The organism is Halomonas sp. A020, from assembly GCF_027943625.1.
Classification (GTDB): Bacteria; Pseudomonadota; Gammaproteobacteria; order Pseudomonadales; family Halomonadaceae; genus Vreelandella; species Vreelandella piezotolerans.
Genome location: NZ_AP022850.1, coordinates 2,233,570 through 2,252,701, shown reverse-complemented (window position 1 = coordinate 2,252,701; position 19,132 = coordinate 2,233,570). Strand labels below are relative to the sequence as shown.

Genomic DNA, 19,132 nt, shown 5'->3' with positions numbered 1-19,132 from the left:
CGGTCACCTGTTCGGGGCGTTTTGGTTTTGCGTCAGGTTTAATTGTTGGGAGGCATCACGCCCACATGGGTACCATCGCCTCCAGCACCATCACTAAGCTCATGGCGGTAATGGTCAAAATCGACACTCCGAATACCTTCTTCGCCCAGCGCACGTCGTCTTCTAATCGATAGCCACACAGCGCCAAGTAGAGCCAGTAGCCCCCCATGGTGAGCGCCACGCACAGGTAGCCTGCGCCCGCTTGGCTCGCCAGTACCAGCGCCAGTGACGCGGGAATGAAGGCCACGATATAGCCCAGAATATGGTGTTTGGCACGTTTGATACCGTGAACCACCGGCAGCACGGGTATCGACGCACGGCGATAATCGGCGTAACGGAAAATCGCGATGGCGTAGGAGTGCGGCATTTGCCACAGGCAGAAAATCACCAACAGCATGAACGCGCCGCTGTCGAACTGCCCCGTGACCGCGCAGTAGCCCACTACCGGCGGCATGGCGCCAGAGAGACTGCCCACCAGCGTGCCGTACTCGGAGTGGCGCTTCATGTAGAGGCTATACACCCCCACGTAGACGCCCCAGCCGATTACCGCTAGCGCGACCGTCAACCCGTTGGTGCCCAGCGCCAAGCAGACAACACCGGCCACCCCCAACAGCGCTGAAATACCCAGCGCCTGAGTGATCGAGATGCGCCCTTTGGCCAGCGGGCGATGGCGCGTACGCGCCATCAGTGCATCGATATCCCGGTCAATCACGTTGTTGCAGGCGCAGCCCGAGGCGATGACCAGGGCAATGCCCATCATTACCGAGGCAAAGGTGATCCAATCGAAAGTGCCGTGGGCGGCCAAAAAGTAGCCGCCCAAGGTTGCAATCAAGTTGCCACCAATGATCCCCGGCTTGGTGAGCGCCAGCACGTCGCGCCAGCGGCTCGGCGCCACGTTCAGCCGATCATCATGTTGAGATGCAGATGCTGCATGATCCATAACGAGCCCCCTACCACCAGGACGAGTATCGTCAGTGTGAAAACGAAGGACATCACGTTCCAGCCTTCGTCGGCTTTGGTATTCATATGCATAAACATGACCAGCTGGACCAAAATCTGCAGCACGGCTGTTATAGCGATGACCACCACCGTCGTGGCGGTGCTCAACGCACCGCTCATAACGACCGCGAACGGAATCACGGTTAGCACTAAAGATAGCAGAAGCCCCGTCACATACGATTTAACGCTTCCGTGAGAAGACGTTGAAGATGATGAATGACTCATGTCACAGCACTCCCATCAGATAAACGAACGAGAAGACGCAGATCCACACGATGTCCAGGAAGTGCCAGAACAGGCTCAGGCACAGAATCCGCGGACGTGTCATCGGGGTGATGCCCTTGGTCGAAAGCTGCACCAGCATCACTAGAATCCACACCAAACCAACGGTCACGTGGAGGCCGTGGGTGCCGACTAGGGTAAAGAACGACGAGAGAAACGCGCTCTGATCAGGGCCGTAGCCCTGATGAATCAAGTGCTGAAACTCGTACACTTCCATACCGACGAACGCGGCACCGAGCAAGAAGGTGATCGCCAGCCACGCTTTTACTTGGCCGACGCGTTCGGCATTCATCGCCAGTACGCCCATGCCAAAGGTGAAGCTACTGAACAGCAGCAGGAAGGTCTCCACCAGCACGAAGGGCAGTTCGAAGATATCTGCTGCCGTGGGTCCGGCGGCCGTGCCTTTCATCAGCACGGCGTAGGTAGCGAACAGTGACCCGAAGATCACCAGGTCACTCATCAAGTAGACCCAGAAGCCAAATACTTTCGTGCCGGTCGCGTCGTGGTGCTCATGGGGCTCGGACGCGGCGCCATGATGTAGGGTATCGGTGGCCATTACGCGCGTGCCTCCACATAGTTGGTCTGTTCACGGTCAGACGCTGCGCTGCTCGGCGCAGACGTTTTGCGCTTTTCATGCGCGCGCTCGATGCGCGCCACTTCGGCAGCGGGCACGTAGTAGTCGATATCTTCGTTGAATACACGGGCCAAGAAGCTGGCGACGGCACCCAACGCACCGACGGCGGCCAGCCACCAGATATGCCATACCAGTGCAAAGCCTAGAATCAGCGCAAAGAAGCTAATCACCGGACCCGCCACGGTATTACGCGGCATGTGAATATCGGTGTAGGGCGCTTCGTCCAACTGCTCGTTGCTACGCTGCTTTTGCGACCAGAAGCTGTCGATGTCGCCGACTTCCGGCAGGCGCGCGAAGTTATAGAAAGGTGCAGGCGACGAGGTGGACCACTCCAGCGTGCGGCCATCCCAGGGGTCGCCGGTCAGATCTGCATTCAGCTTGCGGTCGCGGATACTGACCCAGAACTGAATGATGGTGCAGGCAATCCCCATCATGATGATCACGGCACCTACCCAGGCCAGAATCATCCAGGGTTGCCACTCAGGATTGGCGTAGGACTGCATACGGCGCACGGCACCGAAGAAGCTCAAGACATAGAGCGGCATGAACGCGACGTAAAAGCCAATGAACCAGCACCAGAACGAGCGCTTGCCCCACTTCTCGCTCAGCGTGAAGCCGAACGCTTTCGGGAACCAGTAGGTCAGGCCCGCCATCATGCCGAACACCACGCCGCCAATGATCACGTTGTGGAAGTGGGCAATCACGAACAGGCTGTTGTGCAACACGAAGTTGGCCGCCGGTAACGCCAGCATGACGCCGGTCATACCGCCTAGGGTAAAGGTGATGATGAAGCCCAGAGTCCACAGCACTGGCGAGGTCAGCTCTAGGCTGCCGCGGAAAATAGTGAACAGCCAGTTGAACACCTTCACCCCGGTGGGGATGGCAATGATCATCGTCATGATGCCGAAGAAGGCATTGACGTTGGCACCGGCCCCCATGGTGAAGAAGTGGTGCAACCAGACGATGAACGACAGCAGCGTAATGGCCACCGTGGCCCACACCATGGTTTTGTAACCAAACAGGCGCTTGCGAGCGAAGGTGGCGATCACTTCAGAGAACACGCCAAAGGCCGGCAGAATCAGAATGTAGACTTCGGGGTGACCCCAGGCCCAAATGAGGTTGACGTACATCATCATGTTGCCGCCAAAATCATTGGTGAAGAAGTGCATACCGAAGTAGCGATCGAGCGTCAGCAGCGCGATGGTCGCGGTCAGAATCGGGAACGAGGCAATGATGAGGACGTTGGCGCACAGCGACGTCCAGGTAAAAATCGGCATGCGGAACATCGTCATGCCTTTGGTGCGCATTTTCAGAATGGTGACGAAGAAGTTGATGCCGGTGAGCGTGGTGCCTATCCCGGATATTTGCAGTGCCCATATCCAGTAATCGACCCCCACCCCGGGGCTAAACTCTATCCCCGATAACGGCGCGTAAGCGAGCCAGCCGGTTTTGGCGAACTCCCCTACCACGAGGGAAATATTGACCAAAATCGCCGACACGGCGAATAGCCAGAAACTCAGGTTATTCAAAAACGGGAAAGCGACGTCGCGGGCGCCGATTTGCAGGGGCACCACCAGGTTCATCAGTCCGATGACCATGGGCATCGCCACGAAGAAGATCATGATCACGCCGTGGGCGGTAAAGATCTGATCGTAGTGTTCAGGAGGGAGATAACCTGCGGCCCCACCGGCCGCCATGGCCAGTTGTGTCCGCATCATGATCGCATCGGCAAAGCCGCGAAGCAGCATCACCAAGGCCACCACGAAGTACATGATGCCAAGCTTTTTGTGGTCAACGGAGGTAAACCACTCGTTCCACAGCCAGCCCCATTTTCGGTAGTACGTCAGTGCGCCTAGTAGCGCGGCACCTCCAAGCGCCATAAAGGCGGCAACGACCATAATGATCGGTTCGTGGTATGGAATGGCTTCTAACGTGAGTTTTCCAAACATGCTTAACCCCCCGCTTCAACGCTTGTGGGATGGCCGCCCAGGGCGTGGTCATCACCTGCATGCTGATTGGTAACATGGCCGATCGCGGCCTGCTGTTGCGACGCGCTGGCGCTCTCTAGCTCGCTGGATTCGCCGTGACTGTCGTGGGCATCACTGATGGCGTCACCGTGGCTCGAATGACCGCCGTGACCGCTGCCGTCACCGCTGTGGAAGCTGCTCACGATCGACTCATACAGCTCGGGCGTGACCGCCGAGAAGTACTCCACCGGGTGATACTCGGTCGGCTGCGCTAGGGCTTCGTAACCGTCCGGGAAGGTCAGGGTGTCATCGGCGGCACGCACGTTGTCCACCCAGGCGTCGAATTCCGCCGAAGAGGTGACGTGGGCATCGAAGGTCATGCCAGAGAAGCCAGCACCGCTGTAGTTGGTGGAGCGGCCGGGATAGACGCCCTCTTCGTCGGCAATCAGGTGAACGTCGTTATCCATGCCCGCCATGGCGTAGATCTGGCTGCCCAGACGTGGAATGAAGAAGGCGTTCATCACCGAACCAGAGCTCACCCGGAAGCGCACCGGCGTATCCACTGGGAACGCCAACTCGTTGACACTGGCAATCCCCTGTTCGGGATAGATGAACAGCCATTTCCAATCCAACGCGACGGCTTGAATCTCCATGGGTTCCACGCTGCCTTCGATCGGCTTGTGGGGGTCCAGGCTGTGAGAGGTTTTCCAGGTAAGGAAGGCGAGAACGGCAATGATCAAGCAGGGAACGGTCCAAACCGCCGCCTCGATGGCATTGGAGTGCGCCCAATCCGGCAGATACTTGGCAACGCGGTTGCTGCGGCGGTAACGCCAGCCGAACAAAAGCGTCATCACGATGACCGGAATGACCACGATCAGCATCAACCCAAAGGAGGTCAGAATCAGCGAGCGCTGCTCGACGCCAATCTGCCCCTTCGGATCCAGCAATGCAGAACTGCAGCCCGTTAACAGCAAGCACAATACGACGAGCACAAACGTGCCTCGCCTGCGCCAGTGGGTAGGTAGTTGCATGGTGTGATCTCATCAGAGAGTTGTTTAAAACAGCCTGCTGTTTGGCTGGCTAACTAGCCAGCTATATAGCAAGCTAACTATCACCCCATACTTTTCCCAGAACAGTGAGAGCGTAAGCGTTGCTCCGGGAAAAATATGCGCCACCGCATGGGGTTGGTGGCGAGCCTCTGCCATGCGCTGATGCGCATCAACTAAGACTAAAGTATTTTCTATTGATCTGAGTCAATCAGAAAGAGACGTTATGCCGCACCCCGCACACCATGCCGCACCCCGCACACCGGTTTGAAGAGGGCGATACGGGGCTTCGACCGTCTTTCATTAGGCGAGCGTGACGTTAAGCGCGGGCAGCGGATGGCGCTCCAGCAAACCAGGGGCGCGCTCGTCGTCGGTGACGATGACATCGAAGTCTTCCAGCGAGGCAAAATAGGCCGGGCGCACCACGCCAAATTTGCTGGCATCGACCACCAACAGTCGCTGCATAGCCGTGGCAATGGCCGCTTGCTTTGGCCCTACTTCGTGAAAATGAAAGCAGCTTACGCCTCGTTCGCAATCCACGCCGGCAGCAGAGATCAGCGCCTTGTTGATGCCCAAGCGCTCGATGGCCGCGCCCATGCCGTCGCTGCCAAACGATTGAGAGGACGCGTAGAAAAGCCCACCTAGCAATACGAGGCGCACATTGGGCAGCCCAGCGACGGCATTGGCTACGTTGAGGGCATAGGTCACCACGGTAAGCTCTCGGAAACGACTAAGCTGACCCAGCAGTGGAATGAGCGTGGAGCCGCAGTCGATAAACAGCGTATCGCCCTCTTCGATGAAGCTGGCCGCGCGCTGACAAAGCCGCTGTTTGACTTGGTAATGGCTCGCCTGCTGCTCGGTCAAATCGTATACCGGCGTCACGCCGGGGTAGCTGGCCATCACCAATCGCCCGCCCAACAGGCTAATGGCCGACGGCTGCGTCGAGAGATCCCGTCGAATGGTCATTTCGGAGACGCCGCACAGCTCGGCGGCATCGCGAAGATGCAGGGTTCCCCCGCTGGCCAGCGCTTCTTGCAGCATGGCCATGCGCTGTGCGCTGCGATCGTTCATGTCCGGCATCTCCTTATGATTCATTTTGTTATCGGCATTGCGCCCCGCCAGGCATCCTATGCTGAGCTAGGCCCTTGCCAATTTCCACTACTGCGCACTCTTTTCACTGGCGTCACCCACCCGTGATGCGCTTATCACATTTAAATAGCGTTGATGTGACGATACTTGCAAATCAGCGTTAAAAAAATAACACTCAATGTTATAATTTTAACATCAACGCCAGCCCACACGACCCATAACGTCGGAACGCCAGCCCCTCTGGCTCCGAGATACAACCCTGTTGAGGCTTCCATGACTGCTCACTCTCACACTCGTTCTTCTACTTTCGTCACGCTTGGCGCTGGCGTTTTACTGACCGGTGCGGCGCTCGCTACACCCGCTTTGGCAGACGATGCCGAACCGCGTACCCTCGACCGCTTGTGGTCGTTTGCCAACGTCTCGGTCAACTACCTGGATTGGTCCAACGGCACCGAAGCGCGCACGGCTAGCAATGCCGCGAAAAGCGACTTTACATTCGTCGAAATCGAAGGCGGCGTCGGCTTTAGCTGGGGCGAGTTCTACGGCTTCTTCGATTTCGAGAATCCGACCAATGATCAATTCGACCAAGCCAGCGGCGGTAAAGACAACTTCCGCACCGCTGGTAAAGTGACCTCGCACATCTACCTGGGCGACAGCCCGCTGTCGATTTACGCCCACCTGTACGATTTCCGCGACTACGGCTTCAACGGCCGCGAGCAGGATCAAATTCTTGGCCTCGGCTATCGCACCACGTTCGATAATGGTCTGTGGTTCAAGCCCTTCATTGGTGCCGCGCGAGTACAAAGCGATGGCTACACTGGCATGAATGGCTTCATGGCAGGCTGGGTCGCGGGCTACGATTTCACCGCTGGCAACCAAAATTTCAGCGTCACCAACTGGCACGAGCAGACCTTCGGTCGTGACGATGAGTATCTTTCTCAGAACTACGTGAATGGTACCGCTGGCAGCGTGGGCACCAACGGAGCGCTGAGCCTATGGTGGCACCCGTCCGACCTGATCACGACGGGCGTGCAGTACCGCTACTCAGAGAATAAACTGGGCACCCCGGATGCTTACCAAAACGCGATGATCTACTCAGTGAAGTTGAACTTACTGTAATCGCTCACACTCCTCACGATCCGAAGGTACTCCCATGACCCTCATCATGAGCTTGGTTGGTATGGTCACCCTGGTGGCCATTGCCCTGATTTTTTCTTACGACCGCAAGTCGATTCGGCTGCGCACCGTGCTGGGTGCCTTTGCCATCCAGGCCGGTATTGGCGCGTTCGTGCTTTACGTACCGTTTGGCCAAGCGGTGCTTCAGGCCATCTCGGCGGGCGTTAGCCAGGTGCTGGTGTACGCCAACGACGGTATCGGCTTTTTGTTTGGTGGCCTTGCCGATGTAGAAAACGTCGGTTTTGTCTTCGCCATCAAAGTACTGCCGGTCATCATCTTCTTCTCGTCGCTGATTGCCGTGCTCTACTACCTGGGCATCATGCAGTGGGTCATTCGGATTCTGGGCGGCGCACTGCAAAAAGCATTGGGCACCTCGCGTACCGAATCGCTCTCGGCCACGGCCAATATTTTCGTCGGCCAAACCGAAGCACCGCTAGTGGTACGTCCATTCATTGCCCGCATGACGCCATCGCAGCTATTTGCGGTGATGTGCGGCGGTTTGGCCTCGGTGGCCGGTTCGGTGCTGGCGGGCTACGCCGCGCTGGGCATTCCGATGGAGTACCTGGTGGCCGCCTCGTTCATGGCAGCACCGGGCGGTCTGCTGTTCGCCAAGCTGATCATGCCGGAAACTCAGGACGCCGAAGACAGCGACAGCGTTTCCAAGGTCGATGAAGAGCTGAAAGAGCAGGACGACAAGCCTACCAACGTACTGGATGCCGCGGCGTCCGGCGCGACCTCCGGCCTGATGCTGGCGGCCAACGTTGGTGCGATGCTGCTGGCGTTCATCGGGTTGATCGCGCTGATCAACGGCATTTTAGGCGGCGTTGGCGGCTGGTTCGGCTTTGAATCGCTGAGCCTCGAGCTCATTCTCGGCTGGCTGTTTGCGCCGCTGGCGTTCCTGCTCGGCGTGCCGTGGGAAGAGGCAACGCTGGCAGGTTCGTTCATCGGCCAAAAGCTGGTGGTCAACGAGTTCGTCGCCTACATCAATCTAGCGCCGTACATCGATGGCGAACAGGTCGTGGCGGCAACGGGTCAACTGATGACCCCGCACACCATGGCCATCCTGTCATTTGCCCTGTGCGGTTTCGCTAACCTGTCATCGATTGCCATTCTGCTGGGTGGCCTGGGTAGCATTGCTCCCACGCGCCGCAAAGAAATTGCCCGCTTCGGTGTCAAAGCGGTCTTGGCCGGTACGCTCTCTAACTTGATGTCTGCTTCCATCGCCGGCTTCTTCATTGCGCTAAGCAGTTTGACGGCGTAACGCAGCGAGCACCACACCATTCAACGGGCGCTGCTATGTTTTCGCAGTGCCCGTTTTGTCTTTTATCGATTTGCGAGAATGTCATGAACGCTACTGCCTCCCCCCAGCTCACCCAAGCCCAACTCACCCAAGCCGCTCGTCAAGCCTTGTCGCTAATGGATTTGACCAGCCTGAACGACAGTGACACCGACAGCGTGATCGAAGCGTTGTGCCAGCAGGTAAAAACGCCGTTCGGCAACCCGGCGGCGGTGTGCGTTTACCCGCAGTTCATCGTCACCGCTGCCCGCGCGCTCAGCGCCCACAAGCTGGAGAGCCAAGTCAAGATCGCCACGGTCACCAACTTCCCCCACGGCGGCGGCGATATCATGGGCGCTGCCCGTGAAACCCGCGAAGCGGTAGCGTCAGGTGCCCACGAGGTCGACGTGGTGTTTCCTTACCGTGCGCTGATGGCAGGCGATGAAGAGACGGGGCGCGAGCTGGTGGAAATGTGCAAAGCCGCCTGCGGCGGGCAAGCCCAGCTTAAAGTCATCATCGAATCTGGCGAACTCAAGGAGCCTGCGCTTATCCAACGTGCAAGCGAGCTGGCCATCGAAGGTGGCGCTGACTTCATCAAGACATCCACCGGTAAAGTACCGGTGAACGCCACGCTAGACGCCGCCGAGATCATGCTAAAAGCCATCAAAGCCAGCGGTAAAAATGTCGGTTTCAAAGCCGCTGGTGGCGTTCGTACCGCCGAAGAAGCGGCCCAGTATCTGGCGCTGGCTGCCGACATTATGGGTCCGCAGTGGGTGACGCCCGAGCACTTCCGGTTCGGTGCGTCCAGCCTACTGACGAACCTACTGAACACGCTCAACGGCAATGCCGATGCCGCGACTAATGGAGGCTACTAAATGTCGTCTAACGCTTCTCACCACGCCCTGCTCCCCCAAGAACTGATTCGCCTAAAGCGCGACGGCCAACCGCTGCCCGCTGAAGAGATCAAAGCTTTCGTGCAGGGCATTGCCGACGACCGCATCAGCGACGCGCAGATCGGTGCTTTCACCATGTCGGTGTTTTTGAATGGCATGAGTCGTGAAGAGGTCGTGGCGCTGACCACCGCGACGCGCGATTCTGGCCACGTGATGCAGTGGGATTCGCTCAACCTGCCTGGCCCGATCGTGGACAAGCACTCTACCGGCGGCGTGGGTGACTTGGTATCGCTGGTGTTGGGCCCCTGGGTCGCCGCTTGCGGCGCCTTCGTCCCGATGATTTCTGGCCGCGGCCTGGGCCACACCGGCGGCACGCTGGATAAGCTGGAATCGATTCCCGGCTACGACCCCTACCCCGCCCCCGAGCGCTTTAGTGACGTGGTGAAGTCCACCGGCGTTGCGATCATCGGCCAAACCGGCAACCTCGCCCCGGCGGACAAGCGCATCTACGGCGTGCGTGACGTGACCGCCACCGTGGAATCCATTCCGCTGATCACTGCGTCCATCCTAGGTAAAAAGCTGGCGTCTGGCCTGGACGCCCTGGTCATGGACGTCAAGGTCGGCAGCGGCGCGTTCATGCCCACCCCGGAAAAATCCCGGGAGCTGGCGAAAAGTATCGCCAATGTCGCGACCCAAGCAGGCACGCCCACCACCGCCCTGCTGACCGATATGAGCCAGCCGCTGGCCCCGTGTGCCGGTAACGCGGTGGAGATCGTCGAAACCCTGGCGCTGCTGCGCGGCGAGCGCGCCAACAGCCGCGTGATGCAGGTCACCCGCGAACTCGCCGTCGAAATGCTGATGGCGGGCAAACTGGTGGCTAACCGCGAAGAAGCCCTTACCAAGCTGGACAAAGCGCTCACCTCCGGCGCGGCTGCAGAAGTCTTCGCCCGCATGGTGCGCGAACTGGGCGGGCCAGCCGACTTCATGGAGCGTTCGGACAGCTACCTGGCCACCGCACCGGTCATTCAGGCAGTGTACCCCGAGCAGAGCGGCATCGTGCAGCGCTTCGATAACCGTGCCGTGGGCATGAGCGTGGTGGAGCTGGGCGGTGGCCGTCTGCGTAACGACGCCAGCGTCGACCACAGCGTCGGGTTTAGCGATATCGCCGAAATCGGCGACCGTGTAGATAGCCAGCGCCCGCTGGCCATCGTTCACGCCCGGACCGAAGAGGCCGCCGCCCGTGCCGCCGCCCAGCTACGCGCGGCGATCACCGTCGGCGACGCCGAGGCCACCGCCGACACCCTGCTGCAAGAGACCTTCCGAGGAGAAGCCTAATGCGTCGTGCCATCGTCTTAGTTCTGGACTCTTTTGGAATCGGTAGCGCGCCGGACGCCGCTACCTTTGGCGACCAAGGTGCCGACACCCTGGGGCACATCACCGCGGCCTGCGCCCGTGGCGAAGCGGATACCGCCGAGCGCTCCGGCCCGTTGAAGCTTCCCAACATGGCCGCGCTCGGCCTGTTCCACGCCCACCGGGATGCCACCGGCAGCGTCGCGGAAGGCGTCAGCCTGCCCGAGCAGTTGAGCGGCGCTTACGCCCACGCCAAAGAGATCTCCAGCGGTAAGGACACCCCTTCCGGCCACTGGGAAATTGCTGGGGTACCGGTGCGATTCGACTGGGGTTACTTCAGCGACAAGACCGACAGTTTCCCCCAAACGCTGCTGGACAGCATCGTCGAGCAGGCCGACCTGCCTGGCGTGATCGGTAACTGCCACGCCTCGGGCACCGAGATCATTGCCCGCCTGGGTGAAGAGCATATCCAGAGCGGCAAGCCGATCGTCTACACCTCGGCAGACTCCGTGTTTCAGATTGCCGCCCACGAAGAGCATTTTGGCCTGGAGCGCCTCTACGCCCTGTGCGAAACCGTGCGCGAACTGCTGGCGCCGTACAACATTGGCCGCGTCATCGCCCGCCCGTTCATCGGCGACGACAGCCAAAACTTTGCCCGCACCGGCAATCGCCGCGACTACAGCATCGAGCCGCCCACCCCGACCGTGCTGCAAAAACTCGCCGATGCCGGGGGCGAAGTGGTTTCGATTGGTAAGATCGCCGACATCTACGCCCACTGCGGCATCACCCACAAGGTCAAAGCCAGTGGCCACGACGCGCTAATGGAGGCCACTCTAGCGGAAGTCGCGCGCACCGCCCGCGAGACCAGCGACCGCCCGACCATGATCATGACCAACTTCGTGGATTTCGATTCGGTCTATGGCCACCGCCGGGACGTGCCGGGCTACGCAGCCGCCCTGGAGCACTTCGACGCCCGCCTGCCGGAGCTGCTGGCGGCGCTTAACGACGACGACCTGCTGCTGCTCACCGCCGACCACGGCTGCGACCCAAGCTGGGAAGGCACCGAGCACACCCGCGAATACGTGCCCATCATGGTGCGCGGCGCAGGCTTCGCCCCCGGCCCGCTGGGCGAGCGCGGCACCTTCGCCGACATCGGCCAAACCCTGGCCGACTACTTCACGCTCGAGGCGATGGCCGACGGCGACAGCTTTTTGACCAAAGCGGCGTAAAGGCCAGTCAACCATTATTAGCACGCATGTTTACGTGTACCGCCAGAATCAGCCCGTAGCGGGGGTCTTTCGCCATGGATGGCGAAAGTAGCGCCCAGGGAAGGGTTTACAGCGCCCCCGCCTAGGGTTGTTCTGGCTACTAACTTCAATCAGAGGAGCTCTCCATGGCTACCCCCCATATCAATGCCGAAAAAGGCGATTTCGCCGATACCGTTCTGATGCCCGGCGACCCGCTGCGCGCCAAGTACATCGCCGATACCTATCTCGAGAACGTGCGCCAGGTGAACGACGTGCGCAATATGTTCGGCTACACCGGCACTTATAAAGGCCGCGAGATTTCCGTAATGGGCCACGGCATGGGCATCCCCTCCGTCTCCATTTACGCCAAAGAGCTGATTACCGATTACGGCGTGAAGTCGATCATTCGCGTCGGCTCCTGCGGCGCGGTGCGCGACGACGTGAACGTGCGTGACGTGGTGATCGGCATGGGTGCCTGCACCGACTCCAAAGTGAACCGCATGCGCTTCAACGACCACGACTTCGCTGCCATCGCCGACTTCGAGCTGACCAGCCACGCCGTGGCGGCCGCCAAAGCGCAGAACGTGCCGGTCAAAGTCGGCAACATCTTCTCAGCGGATCTGTTCTACAACCCGCAAACCGACATGGCCGAGCTGATGAAGCGCTACGGCATCGTCGGCGTCGAGATGGAAGCCGCTGGCCTTTACGGCGTGGCTGCCGAGTTCGGTGCCCGCGCGCTGACCATCTGTACCGTGTCGGATCACATCCTAAAAGGCGACTCGCTCTCCAGCGCCGACCGCCAAACTACCTTCAACGACATGATGGTGATTGCGCTCGATACCGTGCTGCGCGACGACGCCACCCGCGCCTAAGACGATGCCCACTCACGCCATTCAGAGGATAACAGCATGAATCGAGCGGACCCGGCCTTGGTCGACACGCTGCTAACCACCCTGGGCAACGCCTACGCGCCCTACTCCAACCACCCCGTGGCGGCGGTGATGGAGTGCCCCGACGGCCAGCAGTTTGCGGGTAGCAACGTAGAAGTCGCCCACTACAAAGGGCTGTGTGCCGAAGCCTCGGCCATTTCTGCCATGATCACCGCTGGCCAGCGCGAGCTTGCCAAGGTGTATGTCATGGGCCCTGGCGAGCACCTTTGCACACCCTGCGGCGACTGCCGCCAGCGCATCCGCGAGTTCGCCACCCCCAGCACGCAGATCATGGTGCTCTCCAAACAGGGCGAAGTGCTGAAAACCTACACCATGGACAGCCTGTTGCCAGACGCCTTCGGCCCGGAGCAGCTGCCGGGGCGTTAAGAGGTTTCTCGCAGCACCAGCGCCACCGGCAGCGACACGTGCCGGGGCGCTTTTCCCGCCAGCGCTTCGCTCAATAGCTCGACACTCATCGCCGCAATGGCAGCAATGTCCTGGCGCACCGTCGTTAATCCGGTGGCTAGGGTAGGCAGGTCGTCAAAGCCGGTAACGGCCACGTCTTCGGGCACACGAATATCGCGATCTTCCAGCGCAGCGACACAGCCGAGCGCCAGTTCGTCGGTGGCGCAAACCAGCGCATCGAACGGTAATGACGTAGCACCTCCATGATCGAGAAAGCGGTTGAGGTGGCGGTAGCTAGTGAGCGAGTCGGACGTGAACCGATGGGGCAGGCTCAGAAGCTGTTCGCTCAGCCCCGCTTCCGCTATGGCTCGTTGATAGCCGGAAAGACGACTATGGGGGCGCGGCACGTCCAACTCGCCACCCACGAAGGCAATCCGTGTTCGCCCTTGCCCGATCAGATGGCGCGTGATTTGGTACAGGCCTGAGACATCGTCCGGGGCCACCGAGAACCCTTCCCCGGCGTTGCCAATCCGCACGAACGGTATGCCCGCCTCACGTAGCAGCGCTGGGCGCTCGTCTTCGCCGGTTTCCCCTAGCAAAATCGCCGCGCCTGCCCTTTCGGGCAGCGCCGAGGTTTGGTCGTGGTGAAAGAAGATCGGCACCATGCCCTGCTGGTGCAACGCGACGGTCAGGTGCTGGTAGAGGAGAATATAGTAAGGGCGCAGTTCGATATCTTGCCGCCCCAATGAAATGCCCACCACGGCGGCTTTTCCGCTAATCAACTGCCGCGCCGCCGCGCTAGGCTGATAGGCCACTTCACGGCTGATGGTGAGAATTTTATCGCGCAGCGCGTCACTGATCCCCGGCTTGCCATTGAGCGCCCGGCTGACCGAGGCAATCGAGACCTCGGCGCGCCGGGCGATTTCGCGGATGGTGGCGGTTTGCGCGCTCGGTGTGTTCTGTTTCATGCCATGCCTCAGCCAGTCGGGCCCTGATTGTACAAAAAGCGGGGCCGAAAATCGCTGAGTACACGGACGCTAACGCCGTTCGCGCTACCAGCCACGCCGCCCTAAACGCGCCAGCTCACTATCCAACTGCTGCACCGCCTGCTCTGGCGTGACGCTGCCGGACAGCGCTTCGTGAACGCGATTGAAGATCGCGTTGGAGACACGTGGGTAAGCATCGCCAGTGACGCTGGCCGGGCGCGGCACGCCGCTCATCACCGTTTCATAAAGCTCGCCAATGAACGGATGCGCGGCCAGAACCTCGTCGTCTTCGTACAGCGCCGGGCGCGTGGGGTTGCGGCCAAACTCGATGGCATGCGCTTTTTGCTGTGCTTCGGCGGTGAGATAGGCCACCAAGTCAGCGGCGGCCTGCGGCTCGTCCGAATAGCGGGAAACTGCCCAGTTCCAACCGCCCAGCGTGGCAACGGACTCGCCCTCAGGTCCACTGGGCAGCGGCGCTACGCTGAACTTGTTTTGAATCGGCGTGCCGTCCGCTTGGCCCAGCGACCATGCGTAGGGCCAGTTACGCATGAACACCGCATTGCCCGCCTGGAAAACGCCGCGGGCTTGCTCTTCCATGTAATTACGCACGCCTTCTGGGCTGATATCCCCCACCCAGGAGGCCGCCAGCGCCAGGGCGTCCACCGCTTGTGGGTTATTCACCGTTACCTGCCCTTCAGCATCCACAAAGGTACCGCCGCCATGGCTTGCCACCCACTCCAGCGCGTTGGTGGTCAGCCCTTCGTAGGCGCGGCCCTGAAAGACGAAGCCATGCATGCGCTCGTTGCCCGCCTGCCGCTCGGCGTTTTGAATGCGCCGGGCAGTGTCGGTCAGCGCTTGCCACGTCTGCGGCACCTCGGCGCCATACTGCTCGAGAAGATCATGGCGATAGTAGAGCAGTCCCGCATCGGTGAACCACGGCAGCGCGACCAGCTTGCCCTGTACGGTATTGTTCTCCATTAGCGAGGGAATGAAACCCTCGGTGGCGGATGCTGGTAGATACTCGTTCAAATCAACCAAGTGCTCTGCCAGCAGCCCCGGCCAGACGATATCCACCATCAGCACATCGACATCTTCCGACTGGCTGCCCAGCAGCTGTTGATAAAGCGAGAGCTTTTCAGTGGGTGAAGCGGGCGTAGTGACGATAGTGACCTGGTGGCCGTTGGCCTCGGCCCAGCGTTGGGAGAGTTCGGGGCAGAAATCTGCCGCCCCACCGTCGCCACAGGCCACGGTGATCTCGGCGGCCATCGTCGGCAGCGCCGTGGGCAGCAGAGCCATGAGTAGCAGCGGTGTTTTCAGTGGCTGGCGCATCATGAAGTCCTCATCTTGTTATTGGGTATCTGACGCTATGGATGCGTTGGCATGACACGGCCTAGCTAGCTATCGCCAGGCTGCGATCCTCCAGGCTTGAAACGAAACAGGCGTCCAGCACGGTTTGAATGGCCGCGCCGCGGGCAAAGTCGGGCTGATCGTTTTCGCCGGTGCGAATGCTTTCGATAAAGCGCTGGTAGATGCTGGGCGTTGGCGGCGCCTTGACGGTGCTCCAGCGGGCGGGGTGCACGTCATCGTTCAGGCACACCTGTACGTCGTCTTTGGAGGCGTCCAGATCCAGGCGAATCGCGCCTTTATCGCCGTGAACGCTCAGCGTTAGCGAGTTGTGGTGACCAGTGGCCCAGCGGGTCGCTTGAATCGTGCCCATGGCCCCATTGGCAAAGCGCACGCGCATCAGTGCGGTGTCGTTGGCGTCCAGCACGTAGTCGCCAATGCGGTTATCCGGGGCTTTGTCGAAGCAGGTGAGTTCGCAGTTGACCCGGGTGATGTCGCCCACCGGGAAGCTGGCAAAATCGACGATATGCACGCCCACATCGCCCAGTACGCCTTTGCTGCCGTGGGCTTCCGAGAGCCGCCAGAGCCACTGGCTATCTTCATCCCAGCGCCCCCAGGCGTTGCTCACCAGCCAGCTTTGGCGGTAGCTGGCATCCACATGGCGCACGGTGCCGATGGCACCACCGGTAATTAGTGCTCGGGCGTGCTGAATGGCGGGGGCGTCCCGGTAGCTCAGGTTGACCATGTTGATGACCTTGGCGGTCTGGGCGGCAGCGGCCATCTCATGGGCATCCTCGGCATTGGTGGCCAGAGGCTTTTCACACAGAATGTGTTTACCCGCTGCAATGGCGGCCAAAGACGTGGCCTTGTGCACGCCATCCGGGGTGACGTTGCTCACCGCGTGGATATCGTCCCGTGCGAGCATGGCGTCCAGCTCTTGATACACGTCGGCAATGCCGTGACGCTCGGCAAACGCCTGGGCTTTGGGCACATCACGGTCGCAGACGGCGACCACTTCGACGCCTTCGAGTCGGCCATAGTGCTTGGCGTGCTCGCCTGCCATGCTGCCCGCGCCAATGATTGCGATACGGATCATTTGAAGCCCTCCTCACCGGGTTTGTGTAGGCTTTCGCCCTTTATCTCGACCGGGTTGGGTGCCTGGTCGGCGGGGATGTTGGGGCAGCTGTCGATCCACCGGGCGCCCTCCGGCTGCGCCCAGAGCACGGCGTTCTTGAGCACCCGCTTGACCTGCTCGTCGTAGTAGATCGGGTAGGTTTCGTGGCCGGGACGGAAGTAGAAAATCTTGCCGTTGCCACGCTTGTAGGTCAGGCCGGAGCGGAACACTTCGCCGCCCTCAAAGGCACTGATGAAAATCACCTCGTCCGGGTTGGGCACCGCAAAGGGCTCGCCGTACATTTCGGTATGGGGCAGCTCCAGATAATCCCCCAAGCCCTGCACGATGGGGTGCCCAGGGTTGACGACCCAAAGGCGCTCGCGCTCGCCGGCCTCTCGCCATTTCAGCGAGCAGGTGGTGCCCATCAAGCGTTTGAAGATTTTCGAGTAGTGACCGGAGTGCAGCACGATCAACCCCATGCCCTGCAGCACGCGCTTTTGCACCCGATCAACGGTCTCTTCTAGCACGTCGCCGTGGGCGGCGTGGCCCCACCACAGCAGCACGTCGGTATTCTCCAGCGTCTCTTCGCTGAGCCCTTGCTCTAAATCTTGCAGCGTGACGGCGGTGGCGGACAGCGCCTCTGACTCATTCAAACCGTCGGCGATGCACTGGTGCATGCCGGTGGGGTAAATGCGCGCTACCACCTCGTTGGTTTGCTCGTGGACGTTCTCGCCCCATACGGTGACTCGCAGTGCCATCGCTCTCTCCCAAGCGTATTCGTATATCGCCTCACCAGCCGTTTTGACCGGCGCCTGGGAAAAAGTAAACGTTTACGCTTTCAGAGTAAACGTTTACTTTTTAGCTTTTAGTCGCATTCAATGGCAAAGGAAAAGCGATTAGGTGTCGCGGTTTTCGGCAACTCGCTCGACATCCACGATACCGGAACGGCTCACCACGACTTTCCAACGGGCCAGATAGGGGGCATCTTCACTGCCGGTCTCGCGTATCACCAGATTGAAAAGATGGCGACGTTCGACGCTCTCCCGCACTGCCTGACCCTCTTTGAGACGATAGATGTGGTGTTTGTCTTTGCTCATCAAACGCGTCAGCATCGAGAGGTCGATATGCAGCGTTTCACGAGTGTGTTCGTATCCGCTTAGAAAGCGGGTGGGCGACATATGCGAGCTGGAGCGGTAATGCATGACCACTTCGTCCCGCTGGGCAACGGTGCGCCGCCGCATCTGCTGAATGTCACGATCCAAGGCGGCGTAGCGTTTGTAGTCAAACCACTCAAGCTGCCGCCCCACCAGGGCATTGCGGGTAGGGTCGATATACTGACGTCGCCATTTGGGACGGCCACGACGCAACCAGCGCCATAGCGTGTTGCGCAGATCGTCTTTGAACACTTCCCGCAACGCATAGAGCAGCGCCATGGCCAGTACGAACAGGGCGGTGATATCGCCCAGGGCGCTGCGCAGTTGCAGCACGCCCAGCGAAACGAATGCCATCACCACCGCTGTTGCCAGGGCTTTCACTGCTTTCTGCTCGCCATTACCCAGCTCCAAAGCACGCTGTTTCAGGGTGATGGGATGCTCGATGAGACGTCGCAATAAACGCATTTTATTCGACATGCGAGTGGGGTCTTCCACCACTCGCTCAGCGTTGTACTCCTGCGTCTGACGATACTCCCCTTCGCGCTGACAAACCGTCAAGAAGCGCCGTTTGATGTCGCTAAATCGCCCTCCCCTGGGCATGTGCGCGATCAGCGCCAACAGCTGCTGCTCGGTGAACCAGGAGAGGTAGTTGTCGATATTGGCAAAGTATTTATAAAGACGATCGTCGCTGGGCGGGTTGCGCCGCAGGCGTTTGAGAATGCCGTCACTCAGGTCACTCATTTCCGCGAGCCGTTTGGTCAGTGCGTTGGCCTTCTCATCCCAGGCGTCTGGCTCATCGGTTGGATCGCGACGCAGCTTACGGGCGTCAGCCAGCAAGGCTTGGGTGGTGCGCTCCAAGGCCCCCACGTATTGATAGGCGTAAAGGCTGAGGCTCAAGCGGTAAGAGTCGCTGCCCAACTGGTTACGGCTAGCCAATCGGCTATGCACCAGCGGCAAGTGATACTCGTCGCTGTAGTAGGTGCGCGAGACACTGATCGCACCATGATAAAATGCCTCTTCGGAAATGACGTGAGTGCTCAACCCAAGCTCTTTGGGCACGAACAAATACACATCGAGCGTATGCGAGGTTTCTTCTTTTAGCCGCCGCGATAGGCGCAGTTGGAAGCTATTTTTACGCTCAACGTTGATCACCTCACGAATCTCCTACTTCATTGCCAAACACGATGATATACCATGGTGAG

Annotated in this window: 18 protein-coding genes; 7 read left to right on the top strand and 11 right to left on the bottom strand. The window is 59.9% G+C overall.

Annotation, left to right across the window (positions count from 1 at the left end; genetic code table 11):
• Nucleotides 1-55: 55 nt before the first annotated feature.
• From cyoE to FRH_RS10395, 6 genes are all read right to left on the bottom strand, one after another.
• Nucleotides 56-979 (bottom strand): heme o synthase, encoded by a 924-nt coding sequence (gene cyoE / locus FRH_RS10420; RefSeq protein WP_139525284.1) that lies wholly within the window; start codon nucleotides 977-979, stop codon nucleotides 56-58.
• Complete coding sequence (gene cyoD, locus FRH_RS10415) at nucleotides 937-1,263, bottom strand: cytochrome o ubiquinol oxidase subunit IV (protein ID WP_044629017.1); 327 nt, start codon at nucleotides 1,261-1,263, stop codon at nucleotides 937-939. Before cyoD ends, cyoE begins: the two co-directional genes overlap by 43 nt.
• Nucleotide 1,264: 1 nt before the next feature.
• Nucleotides 1,265-1,876, bottom strand: a complete 612-nt coding sequence (gene cyoC / locus FRH_RS10410) for a cytochrome o ubiquinol oxidase subunit III (RefSeq protein ID WP_044629016.1) — start codon at nucleotides 1,874-1,876, stop codon at nucleotides 1,265-1,267.
• Nucleotides 1,876-3,903: a cytochrome o ubiquinol oxidase subunit I gene (gene cyoB / locus FRH_RS10405; RefSeq protein WP_139525283.1), complete on the bottom strand. Its 2,028-nt coding sequence runs from the start codon at nucleotides 3,901-3,903 to the stop codon at nucleotides 1,876-1,878. Before cyoB ends, cyoC begins: the two co-directional genes overlap by 1 nt.
• 2 nt (nucleotides 3,904-3,905) lie before the next feature.
• On the bottom strand, nucleotides 3,906-4,952 hold the full coding sequence (cyoA, locus tag FRH_RS10400) for a ubiquinol oxidase subunit II (protein ID WP_139525282.1): 1,047 nt from the start codon (nucleotides 4,950-4,952) through the stop codon (nucleotides 3,906-3,908).
• A 318-nt stretch (nucleotides 4,953-5,270) separates the two neighbouring features.
• Nucleotides 5,271-6,038 (bottom strand): DeoR/GlpR family DNA-binding transcription regulator, encoded by a 768-nt coding sequence (locus FRH_RS10395; RefSeq protein WP_062374779.1) that lies wholly within the window; start codon nucleotides 6,036-6,038, stop codon nucleotides 5,271-5,273.
• A gap of 291 nt (nucleotides 6,039-6,329) precedes the next feature.
• Between FRH_RS10395 and FRH_RS10390 the strand changes: the two genes are divergently transcribed.
• From FRH_RS10390 to cdd, 7 genes are all read left to right on the top strand, one after another.
• Nucleotides 6,330-7,175 carry an outer membrane protein OmpK gene (locus FRH_RS10390; RefSeq protein WP_139525281.1) on the top strand — a complete coding sequence of 282 codons (846 nt, stop codon included), beginning with the start codon at nucleotides 6,330-6,332 and terminating at the stop codon, nucleotides 7,173-7,175.
• A gap of 34 nt (nucleotides 7,176-7,209) precedes the next feature.
• The gene (locus tag FRH_RS10385) at nucleotides 7,210-8,493 is read left to right on the top strand and encodes a NupC/NupG family nucleoside CNT transporter (RefSeq protein ID WP_139525280.1); all 1,284 of its coding nucleotides are present in this window, start codon (nucleotides 7,210-7,212) and stop codon (nucleotides 8,491-8,493) included.
• A gap of 83 nt (nucleotides 8,494-8,576) precedes the next feature.
• Nucleotides 8,577-9,383, top strand: coding sequence for a deoxyribose-phosphate aldolase (gene deoC / locus FRH_RS10380; protein ID WP_281996833.1), 807 nt, complete (start codon nucleotides 8,577-8,579; stop codon nucleotides 9,381-9,383).
• Nucleotides 9,384-10,736: a thymidine phosphorylase gene (gene deoA / locus FRH_RS10375; protein ID WP_281996832.1), complete on the top strand. Its 1,353-nt coding sequence runs from the start codon at nucleotides 9,384-9,386 to the stop codon at nucleotides 10,734-10,736.
• Nucleotides 10,736-11,980 (top strand): phosphopentomutase, encoded by a 1,245-nt coding sequence (locus tag FRH_RS10370; RefSeq protein ID WP_281996831.1) that lies wholly within the window; start codon nucleotides 10,736-10,738, stop codon nucleotides 11,978-11,980. The genes deoA and FRH_RS10370 overlap by 1 nt, the downstream gene beginning before the upstream one ends.
• A 164-nt stretch (nucleotides 11,981-12,144) precedes the next feature.
• Nucleotides 12,145-12,870, top strand: coding sequence for a purine-nucleoside phosphorylase (gene deoD, locus FRH_RS10365; protein WP_139525276.1), 726 nt, complete (start codon nucleotides 12,145-12,147; stop codon nucleotides 12,868-12,870).
• 36 nt (nucleotides 12,871-12,906) lie between these two features.
• Entirely contained in the window at nucleotides 12,907-13,314 is a 408-nt protein-coding gene (gene cdd, locus FRH_RS10360) for a cytidine deaminase (RefSeq protein ID WP_139525275.1), read from the top strand.
• Here cdd and FRH_RS10355 read toward each other — a convergent pair.
• From FRH_RS10355 to FRH_RS10335, 5 genes are all read right to left on the bottom strand, one after another.
• Nucleotides 13,311-14,300, bottom strand: coding sequence for a LacI family DNA-binding transcriptional regulator (locus tag FRH_RS10355; RefSeq protein WP_139525274.1), 990 nt, complete (start codon nucleotides 14,298-14,300; stop codon nucleotides 13,311-13,313). The two genes, cdd and FRH_RS10355, sit on opposite strands and share 4 nt — an antisense overlap.
• Nucleotides 14,301-14,384: 84 nt before the next feature.
• On the bottom strand, nucleotides 14,385-15,614 hold the full coding sequence (locus FRH_RS10350) for an ABC transporter substrate-binding protein (protein WP_281998160.1): 1,230 nt from the start codon (nucleotides 15,612-15,614) through the stop codon (nucleotides 14,385-14,387).
• A 94-nt stretch (nucleotides 15,615-15,708) separates the two neighbouring features.
• A complete protein-coding gene (locus FRH_RS10345) occupies nucleotides 15,709-16,758 on the bottom strand; it encodes a Gfo/Idh/MocA family oxidoreductase (RefSeq protein WP_281996830.1) in 1,050 nt (349 codons plus the stop codon).
• Nucleotides 16,755-17,534, bottom strand: coding sequence for a ThuA domain-containing protein (locus FRH_RS10340; RefSeq protein WP_281996829.1), 780 nt, complete (start codon nucleotides 17,532-17,534; stop codon nucleotides 16,755-16,757). Before FRH_RS10340 ends, FRH_RS10345 begins: the two co-directional genes overlap by 4 nt.
• 138 nt (nucleotides 17,535-17,672) lie before the next feature.
• Nucleotides 17,673-19,082: a hypothetical protein gene (locus FRH_RS10335; RefSeq protein WP_139525270.1), complete on the bottom strand. Its 1,410-nt coding sequence runs from the start codon at nucleotides 19,080-19,082 to the stop codon at nucleotides 17,673-17,675.
• Between the last annotated feature and the right edge of the window lie 50 nt (nucleotides 19,083-19,132).